The 18271-nt window shown below is 64.6% G+C and carries 15 protein-coding genes; 11 read left to right on the top strand and 4 right to left on the bottom strand.

The genetic code is table 11. The features are described from left to right. Positions 1-60: 60 nt before the first annotated feature. A complete protein-coding gene (locus K5X80_RS06465; protein WP_222560025.1) occupies positions 61-1386 on the bottom strand; it encodes an MFS transporter in 1326 nt (441 codons plus the stop codon). Between the two features lie 159 nt (positions 1387-1545). Between K5X80_RS06465 and cyoA the strand changes: the two genes are divergently transcribed. From cyoA to K5X80_RS06430, 7 genes are read left to right on the top strand one after another with little or no spacing between them, the layout of a single operon-like run. Continuing rightward, entirely contained in the window at positions 1546-2757 is a 1212-nt protein-coding gene (gene cyoA, locus K5X80_RS06460; RefSeq protein WP_222560024.1) for a ubiquinol oxidase subunit II, read from the top strand. 17 nt (positions 2758-2774) lie between these two features. Next, positions 2775-4781, top strand: a complete 2007-nt coding sequence (gene cyoB, locus K5X80_RS06455) for a cytochrome o ubiquinol oxidase subunit I (RefSeq protein ID WP_222560023.1) — start codon at positions 2775-2777, stop codon at positions 4779-4781. 4 nt (positions 4782-4785) lie between these two features. Then, positions 4786-5412 carry a cytochrome o ubiquinol oxidase subunit III gene (gene cyoC, locus K5X80_RS06450; RefSeq protein WP_222560022.1) on the top strand — a complete coding sequence of 209 codons (627 nt, stop codon included), beginning with the start codon at positions 4786-4788 and terminating at the stop codon, positions 5410-5412. Next, the gene (gene cyoD, locus K5X80_RS06445; protein WP_283249238.1) at positions 5412-5807 is read left to right on the top strand and encodes a cytochrome o ubiquinol oxidase subunit IV; all 396 of its coding nucleotides are present in this window, start codon (positions 5412-5414) and stop codon (positions 5805-5807) included. Before cyoC ends, cyoD begins: the two co-directional genes overlap by 1 nt. Next, a complete protein-coding gene (locus tag K5X80_RS06440; protein WP_222560020.1) occupies positions 5804-6535 on the top strand; it encodes an SURF1 family protein in 732 nt (243 codons plus the stop codon). The genes cyoD and K5X80_RS06440 overlap by 4 nt, the downstream gene beginning before the upstream one ends. Positions 6536-6545: 10 nt before the next feature. Continuing rightward, positions 6546-7850, top strand: a complete 1305-nt coding sequence (locus K5X80_RS06435) for a sensor histidine kinase (RefSeq protein WP_222560019.1) — start codon at positions 6546-6548, stop codon at positions 7848-7850. After that, positions 7847-8380: a response regulator transcription factor gene (locus K5X80_RS06430; RefSeq protein WP_222560018.1), complete on the top strand. Its 534-nt coding sequence runs from the start codon at positions 7847-7849 to the stop codon at positions 8378-8380. Before K5X80_RS06435 ends, K5X80_RS06430 begins: the two co-directional genes overlap by 4 nt. Positions 8381-8447: 67 nt before the next feature. Here K5X80_RS06430 and wrbA read toward each other — a convergent pair whose 3' ends face one another. Next, the gene (wrbA, locus tag K5X80_RS06425) at positions 8448-9047 is read right to left on the bottom strand and encodes an NAD(P)H:quinone oxidoreductase (RefSeq protein ID WP_222560017.1); all 600 of its coding nucleotides are present in this window, start codon (positions 9045-9047) and stop codon (positions 8448-8450) included. Between the two features lie 116 nt (positions 9048-9163). Between wrbA and K5X80_RS06420 the strand changes: the two genes are divergently transcribed. Further along, positions 9164-10054 (top strand): LysR family transcriptional regulator, encoded by an 891-nt coding sequence (locus tag K5X80_RS06420; RefSeq protein ID WP_222560016.1) that lies wholly within the window; start codon positions 9164-9166, stop codon positions 10052-10054. Positions 10055-10072: 18 nt separating this feature from the next. Here K5X80_RS06420 and K5X80_RS06415 read toward each other — a convergent pair whose 3' ends face one another. After that, positions 10073-12334: a putative bifunctional diguanylate cyclase/phosphodiesterase gene (locus K5X80_RS06415; RefSeq protein ID WP_222560015.1), complete on the bottom strand. Its 2262-nt coding sequence runs from the start codon at positions 12332-12334 to the stop codon at positions 10073-10075. A 306-nt stretch (positions 12335-12640) separates the two neighbouring features. Here K5X80_RS06415 and K5X80_RS06410 point away from each other — a divergent pair, with 306 nt between their 5' ends. From K5X80_RS06410 to K5X80_RS06400, 3 genes are all read left to right on the top strand, one after another. Next, positions 12641-14065 (top strand): NAD-dependent succinate-semialdehyde dehydrogenase, encoded by a 1425-nt coding sequence (locus K5X80_RS06410; protein WP_222560014.1) that lies wholly within the window; start codon positions 12641-12643, stop codon positions 14063-14065. A gap of 153 nt (positions 14066-14218) precedes the next feature. Beyond that, complete coding sequence (locus K5X80_RS06405) at positions 14219-15310, top strand: DUF1214 domain-containing protein (protein ID WP_222560013.1); 1092 nt, start codon at positions 14219-14221, stop codon at positions 15308-15310. Positions 15311-15413: 103 nt separating this feature from the next. Next, complete coding sequence (locus K5X80_RS06400; RefSeq protein ID WP_222560012.1) at positions 15414-16679, top strand: MFS transporter; 1266 nt, start codon at positions 15414-15416, stop codon at positions 16677-16679. On the opposite strand, the gene K5X80_RS06395 is transcribed toward K5X80_RS06400, so the two are convergent. Continuing rightward, positions 16664-18199, bottom strand: coding sequence for a phospholipase D-like domain-containing protein (locus K5X80_RS06395; RefSeq protein ID WP_222560011.1), 1536 nt, complete (start codon positions 18197-18199; stop codon positions 16664-16666). The two genes, K5X80_RS06400 and K5X80_RS06395, sit on opposite strands and share 16 nt — an antisense overlap. Between the last annotated feature and the right edge of the window lie 72 nt (positions 18200-18271).

Raw genomic sequence — 18271 nt, 5'->3', positions numbered from 1 at the left:
CCCATACCCGCCCTTTTCAGGGCCGGAAGGCGGGGAGGCATGCCGCCTCCCCAGCCCGGATCAGTCGATCGAACGGCCGAGTTCGGCGTTCAGCCACAGGGCGACCAACGTCACCACCGCGCCCGACAGGAGATAGGCGCCGGCGGCCAGCAGGCCGAACGCGCTCGACAGCCAGAGAGCCACCAGCGGCGCGAAGCCCGCGCCGAACAGCCATGCCAGATCGGAGGTCAGCGCCGAGCCGGTGTAGCGGTTGTGGCGCAGGAAGCTGGAAGACAGCGCGCCCGACGACTGGCCGAACGACAGGCCCAGCAAGAGGAAGCCGGAAATCATGAACACCAGTTCGCCCAGTTCGCCGCCATCGAGAAGCTGCGGGGCGAAGCCGCTGAACGCGGCGATCCCGGCGGCCGTCACGCCGAGCACCGTGCGGCGGCCGACGCGGTCGGCCAGATAGCCCGATGCGATGATCGCGAGCACGCCGAAAGCCGCCGCAATGGCTTCGATGCCGAGGAAGCGCGCGGGCATTTCCTCGGTGAACAGGAACACCCAGGACAGCGGGAACACCGTCACCATGTGGAACATGGCAAAGCTGGCGAGCGGCGCGAAGGCGCCGGCGGCGATGACGCGCCATTCCGAACGGACCGTATCCAGCACCGAACCCGGCTTGAGCGAAATGCGGTCGAACAGGCGGGCGTATTCGGGCGTCACCACGATGCGCAGGCGCGCGAACAGCGCCACCACGTTGATCGCGAACGCCACGAAGAACGGATAGCGCCAGCCCCAGCCGAGGAAATCTTCCGCCGAGAGCGCGGACACGAGGAACATGAACAGCAGGCTGGCCACGATCAGGCCGAGCGGCGCGCCGAGCTGCGGCACCATCGCATACCAGCCGCGCTTGCCCTCGGGCGCGTTGATCGCCAGCAGCGAAGCCAGGCCGTCCCACGAACCGCCCAGCGCCACGCCCTGCCCCATGCGGAACAGCGCCAGCAGGACCACGGCGGCAATGCCGATCGAATCGTAACCGGGCAGGAACGCGATCGCGGCGGTCGAACCGCCGAGCAGGAATAGGGCGATCGTCAGCTTCGCGCCCCGGCCATACGCCCGATCGACCGCGGTGAAGATCGCAGTCCCCACCGGGCGGGCGAAGAACGCCAGCGCGAACAGGCCGAAGGAATAGAGAGTCCCCGTCAGCGGATCGACGAAGGGGAAGAACAGTTTCGGAAAAACCAGAACCGAAGCAATGGCATAAACGAAGAAGTCGAAAAATTCCGAAGTACGGCCAATAATCACGCCGATGGCGATTTCACCGGGCGCGATACGATGCCCTTCGGCATTGAGGGCACGGGCATCGCGTTCGGCCTGAACGGTTGGCACAGTGTCGGCGCTCATGGACACATCCTGTAGCAATGGGCCGCTTTCACGGCACGAATCTTAAGGCGAGGGCTTCGCGCCCGCAACATGAAAGTCCCCCTGCGGCATCGGGAGCCATCAAGGGATTGGACAAAATGTCCTATGTGCGGTGCAGCATACCTTGCCTAGGCGCGCGGCATGCCGACGCCACTTCCTCGACTCGCCGCACGGCTCAGGCCGTTGCCCCTGCTTGCCCTGCTGCCCTTGGTCGCCGGTTGCGACCTGGTCGTGCTTGACCCCGCCGGGGACATCGCGCGCCAGCAGGGCGATCTCATCGTCATTTCCACCGTGCTGATGCTGTTGATCATCGTGCCGGTGATGGCGCTGACCGTTTTCTTCGCCTGGCGCTACCGCGCGAACAACAAGGAAGCGACGTACAAGCCGGACTGGGATCACTCGACCCAGCTCGAACTCGTCATCTGGGCGGCGCCGCTGCTGATCATCATCTGCCTGGGCGCGATCACCTGGGTCGCCACGCACCTGCTCGATCCCTATCGCCCGCTGGCCGAGAACAAGCAGCAGACCGCCGCGGTGGCCGAAACCAGGCCGCTCGATGTCAATGTCGTCGCGCTCGACTGGAAATGGCTGTTCATCTATCCCGAAGAGGGCATCGCCACAGTGAACGAACTGGCCGTGCCGACCCACCGCCAGGTGCGCTTCCGCATTTCGGCGTCCTCGGTGATGAATTCGTTCTACATCCCCGCCATGGCCGGGCAGATCTACGCCATGCCGGGCATGGAAACCAAACTGCACGGCATCATGGACCAGACCGGCGAATTCACCGGCTTTTCCGCCAATTACAGCGGCGCGGGCTTCTCCAACATGCGCTTCGCGGTGAAGAGCCTGGACGATGCCGGTTTCGCAAAGTGGGTGGCAGAAGCCAAGAGCGGCAGCGGTTCGCTTGACCGCGCGGCCTATCTCCAGCTCGAACGCCCGAGCGAGAAGGAACCCGCCCGCCACTTCGCCAGCGTCGAACCCAATCTGTTCGATATGATCGTGAACATGTGCGTCGAGCCCGGCAAGATGTGCATGCACGACATGATGGCGATCGACGCGCGCGGCGGCATGGGCATCGCGGGCATCCACAATGTCCATCAGATCGCTTACGACAAGCACGCCGCGCGCGGCACCGGCCCCCAGCTTCCCCTGCCTTCGGCGGGCGATGCGGGCAAGCGCTACGTCGCCGCGGTCTGCATCACGCCCACCGCACCGAATCTCAAGGCCGGCCCGGCCCCGGTGAACCCCCAGCCGTTGACTGGCGCGGGGCTGACCCGCCCCGGCCAGCCGGGCAAGGCCGAAACGCTGGCCCTGTTTGAAAATCGCGGCCCTGTGTCGCGCCCTGCATCCTGATTGCGCCCGAGACCCTTATGACTCCGCATCCCGTACCTGAAACCGGCCCGCTTCTCGGCCGCCTCTCCTTCGAGGCGATCCCGCTGCACGAGCCGATCCTGATCGCCACGTTCGCGGCGGTGGCCCTGGGCGGTATCGCCCTGCTCGCCCTGCTGACCAAGTTCCGCCTGTGGGGCTATCTCTGGAAAGAGTGGTTCACCACGGTCGATCACAAGAAGATCGGGATCATGTACATGATCCTGGGTCTCGTCATGTTCCTGCGCGGCTTTGCCGACGCGATCATGATGCGCCTGCAACAGGTCCTCGCGTTCAACGGGTCCGAAGGCTATCTGAACGCCCATCACTACGACCAGATCTTCACCGCCCACGGCGTGATCATGATCTTCTTCGTGGCGATGCCGTTCATCACCGGCCTGATGAACTACATCGTGCCGCTGCAGATCGGCGCGCGCGACGTGTCGTTCCCGTTCCTCAACAACTTCAGCTTCTGGATGACGACCGCGGGCGCCGTGCTGGTCATGATTTCGCTGTTCATCGGGGAATTCGCGCAGACCGGCTGGCTGGCCTACCCGCCGCTTTCGGGCATCGCTTACAGCCCGAATGTCGGGGTCGATTATTATATCTGGGCGCTCCAGATAGCCGGGGTCGGGACAACCTTATCCGGCATCAACCTGATCGTGACGATCCTGAAGCTGCGCGCGCCGGGCATGAACCTGATGAAGATGCCCGTCTTCACCTGGACTTCGCTCTGCGCCAACATCCTGATCGTCGCCTCGTTCCCGGTGCTGACCGCGGTGCTCGCCCTGCTCAGCCTCGATCGCTACGTCGACACCAACTTCTTCACGAACGACTTCGGCGGCAGCCCGATGATGTACGTGAACCTGATCTGGATCTGGGGCCACCCGGAAGTCTATATCCTGATCCTGCCGCTGTTCGGCGTGTTCTCCGAAGTCACCTCGACATTCTCGGGCAAGAAGCTGTTCGGCTACACCTCGATGGTTTACGCCACCGTCTGCATCACCATCCTCAGCTATCTCGTGTGGCTGCACCACTTCTTCACGATGGGTTCCGGCGCCAGCGTCAACAGCTTCTTCGGCATCACCACCATGGTGATCTCGATCCCGACGGGCGCCAAGCTCTTCAACTGGCTGTTCACGATGTACCGTGGCCGCATCCGCTACGATCTGCCGATGATGTGGACCGTCGCCTTCATGCTGACTTTCGTGATCGGCGGGATGACGGGCGTGCTGCTGGCCGTGCCGCCGGCGGACTTCGTGCTCCACAACTCGCTGTTCCTTATCGCCCACTTCCACAACGTGATCATCGGCGGCGTCGTGTTCGGCGTGTTCGCGGCGATCAACTACTGGTGGCCCAAGGCCTTCGGCTACAAGCTGAACGAGTTCTGGGGCAAGATCAGCTTCTGGTGCTGGGTGATCGGCTTCTGGCTGGCCTTCATGCCGCTCTACATCCTCGGCCTGATGGGTGTGACGCGCCGCATGCGGGTGTTCGACGATCCGAGCCTGCAAATCTGGTTCGCGATCGCCGGGATCGGCGCCGCGCTGATCGCCGTGGGCATCGCCGCCATGCTGATCCAGTTCGCTGTCAGCATCTGGAAGCGTGACGAACTGCGCGACGAGACGGGCGACCCGTGGGGCGGCCGCACGCTGGAATGGGCGACCAGCTCGCCCCCGCCGGAGTACAACTTCGCCTTTACGCCGGTGATCCACGATATCGATGCGTGGCACGACATGAAGGAACGCGGTGCGCAGCGCCCGCTGGCCGGTTTCCGCGACATCCACATGCCCAGCAACACAGGCGCGGGGATCATCCTGGCCGGTATCAGCCTGGTCTGCGGCTTCGCTCTGGTGTGGCATATCTGGTGGCTTGCGGGCCTCAGCTTCGTCGCGCTGATCGGCGGCGCCATCGCCCATACGTTCAACTACAAGCGCGATTTCCACATCCCGGCCGCCACCGTGGCCGCGACCGAGGAAGCGCGCACCCGCCAGCTGGCCGCCGGAGCCTGATGACATGAGCACAGCAACTCTCACCACTTCGGGCGGTCCGGTCGCGTTCTACGATCTGGACGAACACGCCCACCCCGAAGGCCACAGCACGATGCTGGGCTTCTGGATCTACCTGATGAGCGACTGTCTCATCTTCGCGATCCTGTTCGCCTGCTACGCGGTGCTCGGCGGCAACTATGCCGCCGGGCCCAGCCCGAAGGACCTGTTCGATCTCAATCTGATCGCGCTGAACACGGCCATGCTGCTGTTCTCCTCGATCACTTACGGCTTCGCCATGCTGGCGATGATGCAGAACAAGCTGCGCCAGATGCAGATGTGGCTGGTCGTCACGCTGCTGTTCGGCCTCGCGTTCCTGGGGATCGAACTTTACGAGTTCCATCACCTGATCCACATCGGCGCCACGCCGCAGCGCAGCGCGTTCCTGTCCTCGTTCTTCACGCTGGTCGGCACGCACGGCCTGCACGTGACGTTCGGTTCGATCTGGCTCGTCACGCTGCTGGTGCAGACCAGCCGCCACGGCCTGATCCAGGCCAACAAGCGCCGCCTGATGTGCCTCAGCCTGTTCTGGCACTTCCTCGACGTCATCTGGATCGGCGTCTTCACCTTTGTCTATCTCATGGGAGCGCTGTGATGAGCCAGGACCCCCATCACTCCAACCACGGCCACGATGTTCATCATGGGGCCCATCACGACGACGGCCTGCCGCACGGTTCGATGCGCGACTATGTGACCGGCTTCGTCCTCTCGGTCATCCTCACCGCCATCCCCTTCTGGCTGGTGATGGCCCGCCCGCTCGAAGCCGGGATGACCGCGGCGATCATCGTGGCTTTCGCGGCGGTTCAGATCGTCGTCCACATGGTGTACTTCCTGCACATGAGCCCGAAAAGCGACGACGGTTGGACGATGACCTCGCTGGTCTTCACGATCATCGTGGTCGTCATCATGCTCGCAGGGTCCCTGTGGGTCATGCATCATTTGAACACCAACATGATGCCCATGCCGCATGACGTGAGCCAGTTGCCATGACGCAGGCGCGCCGCCCGCGATCGCCGCGCCTGCGCGCGGTCATCGCCGGGGCGGCGCTGCTTCTGGCCATCGGGCTTGCCGCACTGGGAGTGTGGCAGCTCGAACGGCGCGAATGGAAGCATGCCCTGATCGCCGCCGTTGCGGAACGATCGCACGGCCAACCCATCCCCGCCCCCGGCCCCGCCGCATGGCCCCGAATCACCGCAGAGGGCGATGCCTATCGCCGGGTGGCCGCAACCGGCCATTTCCGCCACGACCGCGAAACGCTGGTTCAGGCCGTGACCGATCATGGCGGCGGTTTCTGGGTTCTGACTCCGCTGGAAACCCCGCGCTTCACCGTGCTTGTCAATCGCGGCTTCGTCCCGCCGGACAAGCGCGATCCCGCCAGTCGCGCGGCGGGCAACGGGGCCGGGCCCGTCACTGTCACCGGCCTGCTGCGCGCGACGGAGCCGGGCGGCGGCTTCCTGCGCGCCAACGATCCGGCGGCGGGCAAATGGTATTCGCGCGATGTGGCGGCCATCGCCGCCGCGCGCGATCTCCCCCATACGGCGCCCTACTTCATCGATGCGGACAAGGCGGCCAATCCCGGCGGCTATCCGGTCGGCGGCCTCACGGTGGTGGCGTTTTCCGACAATCACCTGGTCTATGCCCTGACCTGGTTTGCGCTGGCGTTGCTCGCCTGCTGGAGCGCGTGGTACATCCTCCGCCACCCCGCCTCCGACAGGTAAGCCCTGCCCCATGCCCGCGCCCGAAAGCCATCTTGCCACATTGCTGGAAACCGATGCCGGGGGGCGCAATCTCCGCCTGCTGATGCTGCTGCGCTGGCTGGCGGTCGGCGGCCAGTTGCTGACGATCGAGCTGGTGCACAATTTCATGGGCATTCCGCTGCCGCTCGAACCGATGCTGGCGGCAATCGCCCTGGTCGCGGCGATCAACATCGCGGGCCTGCCGCTGATGCGCCACCGCGCGGCGGTGACCAATGCCGAACTGACCAGCGTCCTCCTCGTCGATGTGGCGGTGCTGACCTGGCAACTGCACTTTTCGGGCGGGCTCGCCAATCCTTTCGCTTCGCTGTTCCTGCTGCAGGTGGCGCTGGGGGCGATCCTGCTCAAGCCGATTTCCTCGTGGTGCATTCTCGCCGCCGCGTTGTGCGCCATGGGCGTGCTGACCGTCGAGCCGGTGCCGCTGGCTCTGCCCGAACCCTACCGCTCCGATCCGCTGGCGCTGTATCTCAAGGGCAGCCTCGTCTGCTTCCTGCTGATCGCGGTGCTGCTGGTGGTGTTCCTCACCCGGGTGAACCGCAATCTGCGCACCAGCGATGCCGCGCTCGCCGCCGCGCGCCAGCGGGCCGCGGAAGAAGACCATATCGTGCGCATGGGCCTGCTCGCTTCGGGCGCGGCACACGAACTGGGCACGCCGCTCTCTTCGCTTTCGGTGCTGATCGGCGACTGGCGGCACCTGCCGCAACTGGCCCGCGACACCGAATTGCAGGAGGATCTGGCCGACATGGATGCCGCGGTGCAGCGGTGCAAGACGATCGTCAGCGGTATTCTGATGTCGGCGGGCGAAGCGCGCGGCGTCGCCCCGGAAGTGACCACGATGCGCGCCTTTCTCGATGGCATCGTCGGCGATTGCCGCACGGCCTGGCGCAATGTGACGCTGGATTACGATGACCGTTTCGGCGCGGACATTCCCATCGTGGCCGATCCCGCGCTGCGGCAGGTGATCGGCAATGTGATCGACAACGCCGCCGAAGTCTCCCCCGAATGGATCGGCATCCACGCCGCCCGCAAGGACGAGACGCTGATTCTCGAAGTGTCCGATCACGGCCCCGGCTTCGCGCCGGAAATGCTGGAACGTTTCGGGCAACCCTATCGTTCGACCAAGGGGCAGGCCGGGCGCGGGCTCGGGCTGTTCCTGCTGGTCAACGTGCTGCGGCAGATGGGCGGCAAGGCCGAAGCCGAAAACCGCCCCGGCGGCGCCACCGTGCGGCTGCATCTGCCGCTTGCCACTCTCGCCTATGAAGGAGCGTCCAAGCGATGAACGGCGAACGCCAACTGGTGATCGTGGAAGACGATGCGGCTTTTGCCCGCACGCTTTCCCGTTCGTTCGAACGGCGCGGCTATGCCGTTCTTTCCGCCGACAGCCACGAGGCGCTGCTTGCGCTTCTGGCCGATCATTCGCCCGGTTATGCCGTGGTCGATCTCAAGCTCGGCGGCGCATCGGGTCTTGCCTGCGTGCAGACGCTGCGCGCGCATGACGAGGATATGAAAATCGTCGTGCTGACCGGCTTTGCCAGCATCGCCACGGCGGTGGAGGCGATCAAGCTGGGCGCGTCGCACTATCTCGCCAAGCCGTCCAACACCGACGATATCGAAGCCGCCTTCGCCAGATCCGACGGCAATCCCGATGCCCCGGTCGACGGGCGGCAATCGTCGATCAAGACGCTGGAATGGGAACATATCCACCAGACGCTGGTGGAAACGGATTTCAACATTTCCGAAGCCGCGCGCCGCCTGGGCATGCACCGTCGCACACTGGCGCGCAAACTGGAAAAGCGGCAGCTTAAATAAGCGAAGACAGGAACGGGGCTGGTGGCCGGCTCGCTGTTGCCCGGTCGCCAGCCCCGTTTTCACTGGTTTAGCCGAACAGCTTCTGCGCCGTTTCGGCCACCCGGCGGCCGAGGTAACGGCCGCTTTCCAGCTCGGTTTCGCTCGGCTGGCGGCTGCCGTCGCCATTGGCGATCGTGGTCGCACCATAGGGCGCGCCGCCGACAATCTCATCGTTGCGCATCTGCCCGGCAAAGCCATAGTCGAGGCCGACGACCGTCATGCCGAAATGCAGCAGATTGGTGATGATCGAAAACAGCGTGGTTTCCTGCCCGCCGTGCTGGGTGGCGGTGGACGTGAACGCCGCACCCACTTTGCCGTTGAGCGCGCCGCGCGCCCACAATCCGCCCGCCTGATCGAGGAATGCGGCCATCTGCGAGGACATCCGCCCAAAGCGCGTGCCGGTGCCGACGATGATGCCGTCATACTGTTCCAGTTCGGCCACCGTCGCAATGGGGGCCTGCTGATCGAGCTTGTAATGGCTGGCGCGCGCCACTTCTTCGGGCACGGTTTCGGCAACGCGACGGATATCGACTTCCGCCCCGGCGGCACGGGCCCCTTCGGCAATCGCTTCGGCCATGGTTTCGATGTGGCCGTAGCTCGAATAATACAGAACGAGAATCTTGCTCATCGCGAATGTCCTTCAAAGCATGGAAACAACGGGATTGAGTGACAACATACCCATGCAGGATTGCATTGAAATGCACGATATTGACTATCCGCCATGCGTTATCGCATGATTGACCAATGCAATGGGATGATTTGCAGACTTTCCTCGCCATCGCTCGCGGCGGCACCTTGTCCGCCGCCGCCCGCGCGCTCGGGGTCACGCAGCCGACCATGGGCCGGAGGCTGGCGGCGATGGAACGGCGCATGGGCGCGCGCCTGTTGCAGCGCCTGCCCAACCGCTATGCCCTGACCGCGCTGGGCGAAAGCGTGCTGGCCAATGCCGAACGGATCGAAGCCGAAGCACTGGCCGCGGAGCGGACTATCGTCGGCCGCGATGTGGCGCTGGCGGGGCTTGTCCGGTTGACCACGGTGGACACGCTGGCCGACCGTATCGTGGCCCCGGCACTGGCCCGCCTGCAATGCGTGCATCCGGGGATCGTCGTGGAGCTGGTGCCCGATATGCGAACGCTCAGCCTCTCGAAGCGAGAGGCGGATATCGCCTTGCGTATGAGCCGGTTCGAAGGGCACGAGATCATTGCCCGCAAGGCCGGTTCGCTTGCGCTGGGCATCTACGCCACCGCCGACTGGGCGGCCCGGCAGGAAGGCCGCCAGGCGCGGCTGATCACCGTTCTCGATGATCAGGAACACCTGCCCGAAGCCAAGTGGCTGCGCGAACGCTATCCCGAAGCGCAGGCAAGCTTTCGTTCCAACAGCCGCGAAGTCATGCTGAGCGCGGCGGCAAGCGGGGCCGGCATCGCCGCCCTGCCCCGGTTCCGGGCTGATGAGGAAGCCAATCTGGTCTATCTCAACACCGACACGCCCGATCTGGTGCGCGATGTCTGGCTGGGGGTCCATGCCGATATGCGCCACATGCCGCGCGTGCGGGCGGTGATGGATGCCATCCTGGCGCAGTTCAACGCTATGGCAAGCGTGATGCGGCCTGCGGAGCCGAAGAGTATCGGCCACTAGAGGCGTGTTCCGGCGGCTCTAGGCGACCTGCGTGGCCGAACGTTCGGCCGGGCCCGGCATGAATGGCTGATCGTGCACCAGCGCGGGCACATCGGCAGCGGCCAGCGCGCTGGAATAAAGGTAGCCTTGCCCGGTATCGCAGCCGACGCCGATCAGGTGCGCTTCCTGATCGCGCGTTTCGATCCCTTCGGCGACCACTTCCATGCCCAGGCAATGCCCCAGATTGATCACGGCCGAACAGATTGCGGCGGTATCGGCATTGCTGCCGATCTGATCGATAAAGGAGCGGTCGATCTTGAGCAGGTCGACCGGATACTGGTTAAGATGCGAGAGCGAGGCATAGCCGGTGCCGAAATCGTCCAGCGCGATGCGAATGCCGTTCTCGCTCAGCAGTTCCAGCGCTTCCTCGACATGCTCGGAACCTCGGCCGAGGAACGCGGTTTCGGTCACTTCGATCTGGATCGCGGAAGTGGGCACTCCCTTCGCTTTCAACTGACTCAGCAGATTTTCCGCGAAAGCGCCGCTGCGGAAATCGACCGCCGCGACATTGATCGCCACATGGCCGAAAGGCACATCCGCCGCGATCCAGGCGCTGACATCATCGAGCACCTTTTCCAGCATCCGCTGGCCCAGCACATGGCCGATCCGGGGATCTTCGAACGCCGCGCCGAGCGCCCGGGGCGCACAGATTTCGCCATCGGCATTGCGCCAGCGCAGCAGCGCCTCGAAACCGTTCACCTGCCCGGTGCCCAGCGATATCTTGGGCTGGTAATAGGGTTCGATACTGTCCATCTGCAAGGCCTGCCGCGCGGCGGCGATCATGCCCTGATGCCGTTCGACTTCCACCATCATGGCCGGTTCGAACACTTTGATCTGCGCGCGACCGGCGGCCTTCGCCGCGTAGAGCGCGATATCGGCCGCCTTGAAGATTTCCGCACGGGTGGTCCCGTCACGGGGAATGAAGCTGGCGCCGACACTGGCGCTGCATTCCAGCAGGCGGCCTTCGTAATTGAACGGCCGGCGCAATTGCGAAAAAATCCGGCGAACTTTCGCATCCACCTGATCCTCGCTGTCGACCGGCAGAATGATGGCGAATTCATCGCCGCCCGTCCGGGCGATGAGATCGCTCTCAGCCAGTGCCGCCTTGAGCCGGGCTGCAAACGTGGTCAGCAAGGCATCGCCCGCGTCGTGGCCCATCGTGTCGTTGATGATTTTGAAATTGTCGACATCGAGCAACAGCAGCGCGCCGACCATCTCCTTGTCCGCCCGTTCGAGCACGCTGTCGAGCCGTTCCTGCAGCAGCGGGCGATTGGGCAGGCCGGTCAGCGCATCGTGATGCGCCATCCACAAGGCCTTTTCTTCTGACAGCTTCTGATGGGTGATATCGCGCGCCACCACCACGGTGCGCCCCGATCCGTCGGCGATCATGTTGGCGATCACTTCGAACCAGTGCGACCGGCCATCGGCGTCTTTGTCGCACAGGGTAAAGCTGCCTGTCTGGCCGGTGCGGACCCGCGCCAGCACTTTTTTCCCCATCGCGCGGTGTTCCGGGCGCCACCGCTCCAGCCAATCGTCCTGCGGCGCTGGCCACGACGAGGCCAGCGGCGAATAGGGGCTGTTGCTGAACACCACTTCGCATTCGCGGTTGAGCAACAGGGTATAGTCCGGGCTGAACTGGAGAATGGTGCGGTTGAAGGATTCGCTGAGTTTCAGGTCGGTCAGCGCGATCATGCGCGAAATCAGCATCTTGTGCAGCGCGAAGGTGGCCGCGAAAATTACCGCCATGTAGATCGGCAACTGGATGCTGATCACTTTCATCACCGGCTCGGCGGCCAGCCATCCCGCCAGCGCGCAGGGCGTCAGCGCCAGGCAGACCATCAGCGCCGCCAGGCGCGGCGTGCCGAAATTGCGCAGGCAGATGCCGCAGACCATCGCCGAAGCCGAAAGGCAGACGATTGTGGTCATCACCCAGTCGCCGATCATCACGCAGATGAACGCGCCATAGCCGATCGAGCCCGCCCAGAGGCAGGACAGGAACGCAAACAGCAGACTGAATGGCGGCGTGCGCCCGGCGGCGATAGCCCGGCGGCCGATCATCAAAGTGCCCAGCCGGACGATCCCCAGGCAGATTTCGAACAGCAGCCAGCCAATGAACGGCGCCGTGGGATACCGCCAGGCGGCGATGCCCGCCACCGCGATGGTGTTGAACACCCCGCCCAGGAAAATGGGCGTCGAAGCGAACAGGCCGCCCCGCAACGCATCGGAAACGTCAAGCGGCATCCTGACCCGTGAGCCAAGCAACCAGTCCGTCAATCTATTCAGCGGTGTACGCCCGGCGTTCATTCCAACCACAACCTGTTATCGGTTCAGTCTGCCTAGCGCGAAATCCTTAACAAGAAGAAGACGCTTAGCACGCATCGTCTCGCGAGAACAGCGCCTGCCGGCCTACCGCGAACTATGCACTCGGGTACACGAAAGCCTTTACCCACCCGGCTATGCCCCTTACGAAACCGGCGGGGAGCGATCAAAGCGGCCAGACAAGGCCATGTTCCCGCATCGAACCATTTTCTGCCCGGAGAGGCCAGCATGTACCCTTCAGTCCAGTTCCTGATCAACGGCGTTTGGCGCGATGGCAACGGCCATGGCGAACCCATTCTCAACCCGGCAACGGGTGCTTCGCTGGGCGATTGTCCGTTCGCAACCGAAGCCGTTCTGGACGAAGCGCTGGCCGCCGCCGAAGCGGCCTTCAAGACCTGGCGCAAGACCATTCCGCTCGAACGCGCGCGGATCATGCGCAAGGCGGCCGATCTCGTGCGCGAACGGATCGAGCAGATCGCCCCGATCCTGACTCTCGAACAGGGCAAGCCGGTTGCCGAAAGCCGTGTCGAACTGACTTACGCCGCCGATATCGTCGAATGGTATGGGGAAGAGTGCAAGCGCAGCTATGGCCGCATCGTCCCCAGCCGCAATCCGGACGTGCGCCAGTTGGTCACGCACGAACCGGTCGGCGTGGTCGCCGCGTTCTCCCCATGGAATTTCCCGGCGGTGACGCCGATCCGCAAAATGGCGGGGGCGATTGCGGCAGGCTGTTCGATCATTATCAAACCGTCCGAAGAAACCCCTGCCACCTGCGCCGAACTGGCCCGATGCTTCGTCGACGCAGGCGTTCCGGCGGGCGTGCTGAACGTGGTTTACGGCCAGCCCGCGTTCGTGTCGGAATACCTGATGCGCGCCGAAGCGGTGCGCAAGGTATCCTTCACCGGATCGGTCCCCGTCGGCAAGCTGCTGATCAGACAAGCGGCGGAAACGCTGAAGCGGACCACGATGGAACTGGGTGGCCATTCGCCGGTGATCGTGTTCGACGATGCCGATATCGATCAGGCCGCGCAAACCCTGGTGGCAGGCAAGTTCCGCAACGCCGGGCAGGTCTGCGTCGCCCCCACGCGGTTCTATGTCCAGCAGGATTCCTATGAACGGTTCGTGTCGCGCTTTGCCGAACTGACTGCCGCGATCAAGGTCGGCCCGGGAATTGAACCCGACAGCCAGATGGGCCCGCTGGCCAGCGCGCGCCGGGTGGAAGCCATCGAAGGCTTCGTGCGCGATGCCCGCGAGGCGGGGGGCACAGTGGTGACCGGCGGTGAGAAGATCGGCAACCAGGGCTTCTTCTTCCAGCCGACCGTGATCCGCGACGTGCCCGACACCGCCCGCGTGATGACCGAGGAACCTTTCGGCCCGATTGCCCCCATCGTTCCGTTCAAAAGCTTCGATGAAGTGGTGGAACGCGCCAATTCGCTCCAACTCGGCCTCGCCTCCTACGCGTTCACCTCGTCCGCGCGGACGGGCCATGCCATTTCCGAAGCCATCGAAGCGGGCATGGTGGGCGTCAATTCGCTGGCCATCTCCACCCCGGAAACCCCTTTCGGCGGGATCAAGCACAGCGGCCATGGCCACGAAGGCGGAATCGAAGGGCTGGAGGCGTTCACCAATCTCAAATTCATCGCGGCGGGCTGAACCGGCGCGATTTGCCCACCTCCTTATGGCACGATGCGGTCAGGGTTTCCGCATCGTGCCATAAAAGCAGGCCGCCCACTTGCACCGCCACCGGGCGTGTGATCCCCTTCCATCGAGATTGGGATCGTCCCTCCACAGGGAAGGTGAGCGGTGATGACAAACGGACTGGCGAAGGAATGGAGCGCGTTCTGCAACCGGCTGGCCGAAGCCGGGGCAGTGCTGGAGCGCGCATCCGCACCCAAAGCCCCACTCGATCAGGCGGAAGGGCTGCGGTATCTCACCCGGCTGACCCGGGCCGCGTTCCTGTCGATCATCGAAGGAGGCGATGCGGATTTTCCCCGCTTCTACCGCCTGACCAGCGACACGCTGAAAATCGGCGGGGACAATCCCGACAATCTCTATCTCAACGCCACCATTAGGGCGGACCGGACCTATGTCCTGCACGGGCAGCGCGGGACGGTGTCCTACCTCAGCTTCGGGACCAAGGCCAACCGCTTCGCCATCGACGGGGGCATGGCTTCCACCGGAGAGCTGGAGGACGCGGCGATGGACATCGCACCCGATGGCAGCTTCGCGATCACGGTCAGCCAGCAGAAGCCGGCGCAGGGCAACTGGCTGCCGATGCAGGCCGACAGTTCGATGCTGCTGGTGCGGCAGACGTTTCTGGATCGCGGGGGGGCGGAAAGCCCGGCCCGGTTGACGATCGAATGCCTCGACCGCCCGGCTCGCCCCGCCCCCGCCGATCCCGCGATGATGGACCGTTCGTTGACGGCGGCCGCCGCCTTCGTGACTCAAACCGCCCGGGCCTTCGCGGGATGGAGCGAAATGTTCATGGCCCGGCCCAACGAACTGCTGCCATGGGACCAGACCATTTTTCAGAACGTGGGCGGCGATCCCAATATCCATTATCTGCACGGCTACTGGCGGTTACAGCCCGGCGAAGCCTGGTTGATCGAAACCGAAGTGCCCGAATGCCGGTTCTGGAATTTCGTCTTGCAGAACTGGTGGATGGAATCGGCCGATTACACGTTCATCCCTCACGCCTGGCTGACCAAGCATCGCGCCCGGATCGGGGATGATGGCCTGCTGCGCATCGTTGTCGCACCCAGCGATCCCGGCGCCCCCTACAACTGGATCGATACCACCGGCCACGCCAGCGGCACTGCGCTGCTGCGCTGGATCAGCACGAAACATCACCCCATCCCGCGTTGCCGCGTCGTACCGCTGGACAGCCTCCGCGCTTGACCGGGCGCGCGCATCGCCCAATGATCGCCAGCATGAAAGCCACCGCCGCTTCGCAGGGCCGCACCTCTGCATCGCCCCTCGCCCCATCGCAGCACACCGCCGCATGATCCCGGCAACAGGCCCCGCCGCCATAGCCGCCGGAACGGGCGAAAAACTCACGCGCGAACAGTTCATCACGCTGGCCATGCTGGCGGTGGTGGTGATGTTCGAAGGGTTCGACATCAGCGCCACCAGCGTGGTCCTGCCGTACCTGAGCAAGGAATTCAGCACGCCGACCGAGCGGCTGGGCGATGCGCTGGCCGTGATCGCGCTGGGATCGATGGCGGCCTGGATGCTGCTGCGCCTGGCCGACCGTTTCGGCCGCCGCCCGCTCCTGCTGCTGGCGGCGGCGGGTTTTTCGCTCGGTTCGCTGGCGACCGTGCTGACGTGGAACATCGCGTCCTACACCGCGATCCAGTTCGTCACCCGGGCGCTGCTCGTGGGGCAGGTGGCGCTGGCCTATCTCATCGTCAGCGAATCCCTGCCCGCGCACTTGCGCGGCCGGGCAAACGGCATGCTCGGCGCGATGGGCAGCTTCGGCGCGGCCCTGCCGTTCCTCGCCATCGGCCCTGCGCTGGAAAGCCCGCTCGGCTGGCGGATGCTGTTCGTGATCGGCGCGGCGCCCCTGTTGATGATGCCGCTGCTGCTGTGGCGCCTGCGCGAAACGCCGATCTGGCTGGCCGTGCGCGGACGCGGGCTGGCGCGGCCATCGGCTCTCGCGGAATTGCGGCTGTTGCTGGCCCCGCACCTGCGTATGCGCTTCTTCGCGATGAGCGCGCTGTGGTTCATCGTCAACTTCGCCAGTTCGGTCGGCGGGCTGTTCTTCACGCTCTACGTGGTCAAGGAACGTCACTGGCCGGCCAGTGACCTCGCCGCGATCGCTCCGCTCGGTCTGGTCGGGGCCTTTGTCGGATATATGGGGGCGGGCCTGCTGTCCGATGCCATAGGGCGGCGCTGGACGGTGAGCCTGTTTGCCGGACTGCTCGGCCTGCTGACGGTGAGTTGTTATGCCTCCACCGGATGGCACGCGATCACCGCGTCATTCGTCGGGCTGCAGACGATGCTGGGCGTCTGGACAGTCGCCTACACGTTGAACAGCGAACTGTTCCCCACCGAATTGCGCGGCGCGGCGAATGGCTGGTGCAACAATCTGATCGGCCGCTGGGGCGTGGTGATCGCCCCGGCGGTGATGGGCAATCTCGGCGCGCAACTGGGCGGTATCGGCCCCGCCGCCACCGCGCTGGCCGCGGTGGCATGGCTGGCGATCCCATTGGTGCTGTTCCTGATCCCCGAAACGCGGGGGCAGCAGCTCGATCAGCCCACCGGCTGACGGCGACCGCCCTTCCCCCGCGCCCGGCCGCGCCAGGAGCGAATCCTTTTCCACTGCTTGCGCAGCCCGCGTGCCGCCAGCGGATCGAGAAACCCCTCGGCATGTTCGGGGTCGAGCAGTTCGTTCTCGGCAATGAACGCGTCGAAGGGGCCGGGTTTGACCAGATCGAGCAGGTCCAGCGTCTTGCCTCCGCTCCGCAGCGCTTCGATCGTGGCGACGAGAGAGCCGCGTTCCGCGAAAGCGGCGGCGAAGGCCTCTTGCTCCACGCCCAGATGTTCGGCCAGCAGACGGTTGCGAATACGGGCGATTTCCTGCGGCGTATCGCGGTTGCCCGCCAGCCCGGCATCGATCACCACATCGCATTCGCTGTCGAGCCCGAGCGAACGGTTGTTGAGATTGGACGATCCCACCCGCAGCAGCCGATCATCGACAATCGACACTTTGGCGTGAACGTAGATATCCGTGCCGCCATCGGTGACCGGCACATAGATGCGGAAGCGGTTCAGCCGGTCCACTTTGGCGATGGCCCTGGCCAGTTGCACCCGCGCCGCGTCCATCGCCATCTGCTCCAGCCAGCCATCGGCCTGGCGCGGCATGACCATCACGATCTCGGGCGGATCGGCCTCCTCCATCCGATTGGCGATGGCCGCCGCCACTTTGGCCGAGGTGAAATACTGATTTTCGAAATAGATGAAGCGGCGGGCGGCGGCGATCATGTCTAGATAGAGCGCTTCGATCTCGCGCACTTCCTCCACATCGCGATACGGTGCCCGCGTGCGCGCAATCGCCACTTGGACGTTCTCGAACTGGGCGGGCAGATCGTCGGGCCACAGCCGTTCGCTCGCCTGCGGCAGGGGCAGAAGCTGGCCGTTGGTCGCCACATGCCAGCGGTCCCGCCCGAGATCGGCCAAGGCCCCGGCCACATCGCCCGTCAGCAGCATCGTCGCATCGTGCCAGGGCATATACGGCTTGCCGCCGGGCAGGCGGCGGCCCGGCTCGTTATCCCGGTGTTGCGGCGTGTCCCAGCGCCCGGTGGAAATATCGATCCCGCCGCACACCGCGAATTGCTCGTCGATCACCACGATTTTCTGGTGATGGCTGCATCCCGGCGGATGGGCGCTGTCCAGCCGGAAATCGATCGCCCTGGTGCGCGACCAGCGCAGGAGGAACCAGACCGCTCTGGGATGGAGGAACTGCTTCAGCGCGCCGAAATTCCATTTGAGAATGTCGATTTCACGCGCGGGATTGCTTTTCGCCAGCCGGAGGAAGAAGTGTCCCAGCGTTTCGGACCGTTTCCCGTTTTTCTGTTCGAGACAGATTCGCGTGTCGAAATCCCAGCCGAGTATGAGGATACGCTGGCGCGCCTTGTCCATCGCTTCATGGATCAGGTGGTAATAATCCGCCGCATCCACCACCACGCTGGCGCGCTCGGCCCGTTCGATCCGCCAGCAGTTCCGCCCTTCCGCGACGATCGGCTGCACCGTGCCCTCAGGTGTTTCAGCTACCGGCCCGTCTGTCATGCGCCCCGAACCCCGCTATGCCTTTGCTTCCGCTCTCATCGAACCGCGTGCCATTTGTGTCCGGCCAGCCGT

Source organism: Caenibius sp. WL (assembly GCF_019803445.1).
In the GTDB taxonomy this organism is placed as follows: Bacteria; Pseudomonadota; Alphaproteobacteria; order Sphingomonadales; family Sphingomonadaceae; genus Caenibius.
The sequence above is the reverse complement of the archived record's forward strand: the minus strand, read 5'-3'. Positions and strand labels throughout refer to the sequence as shown.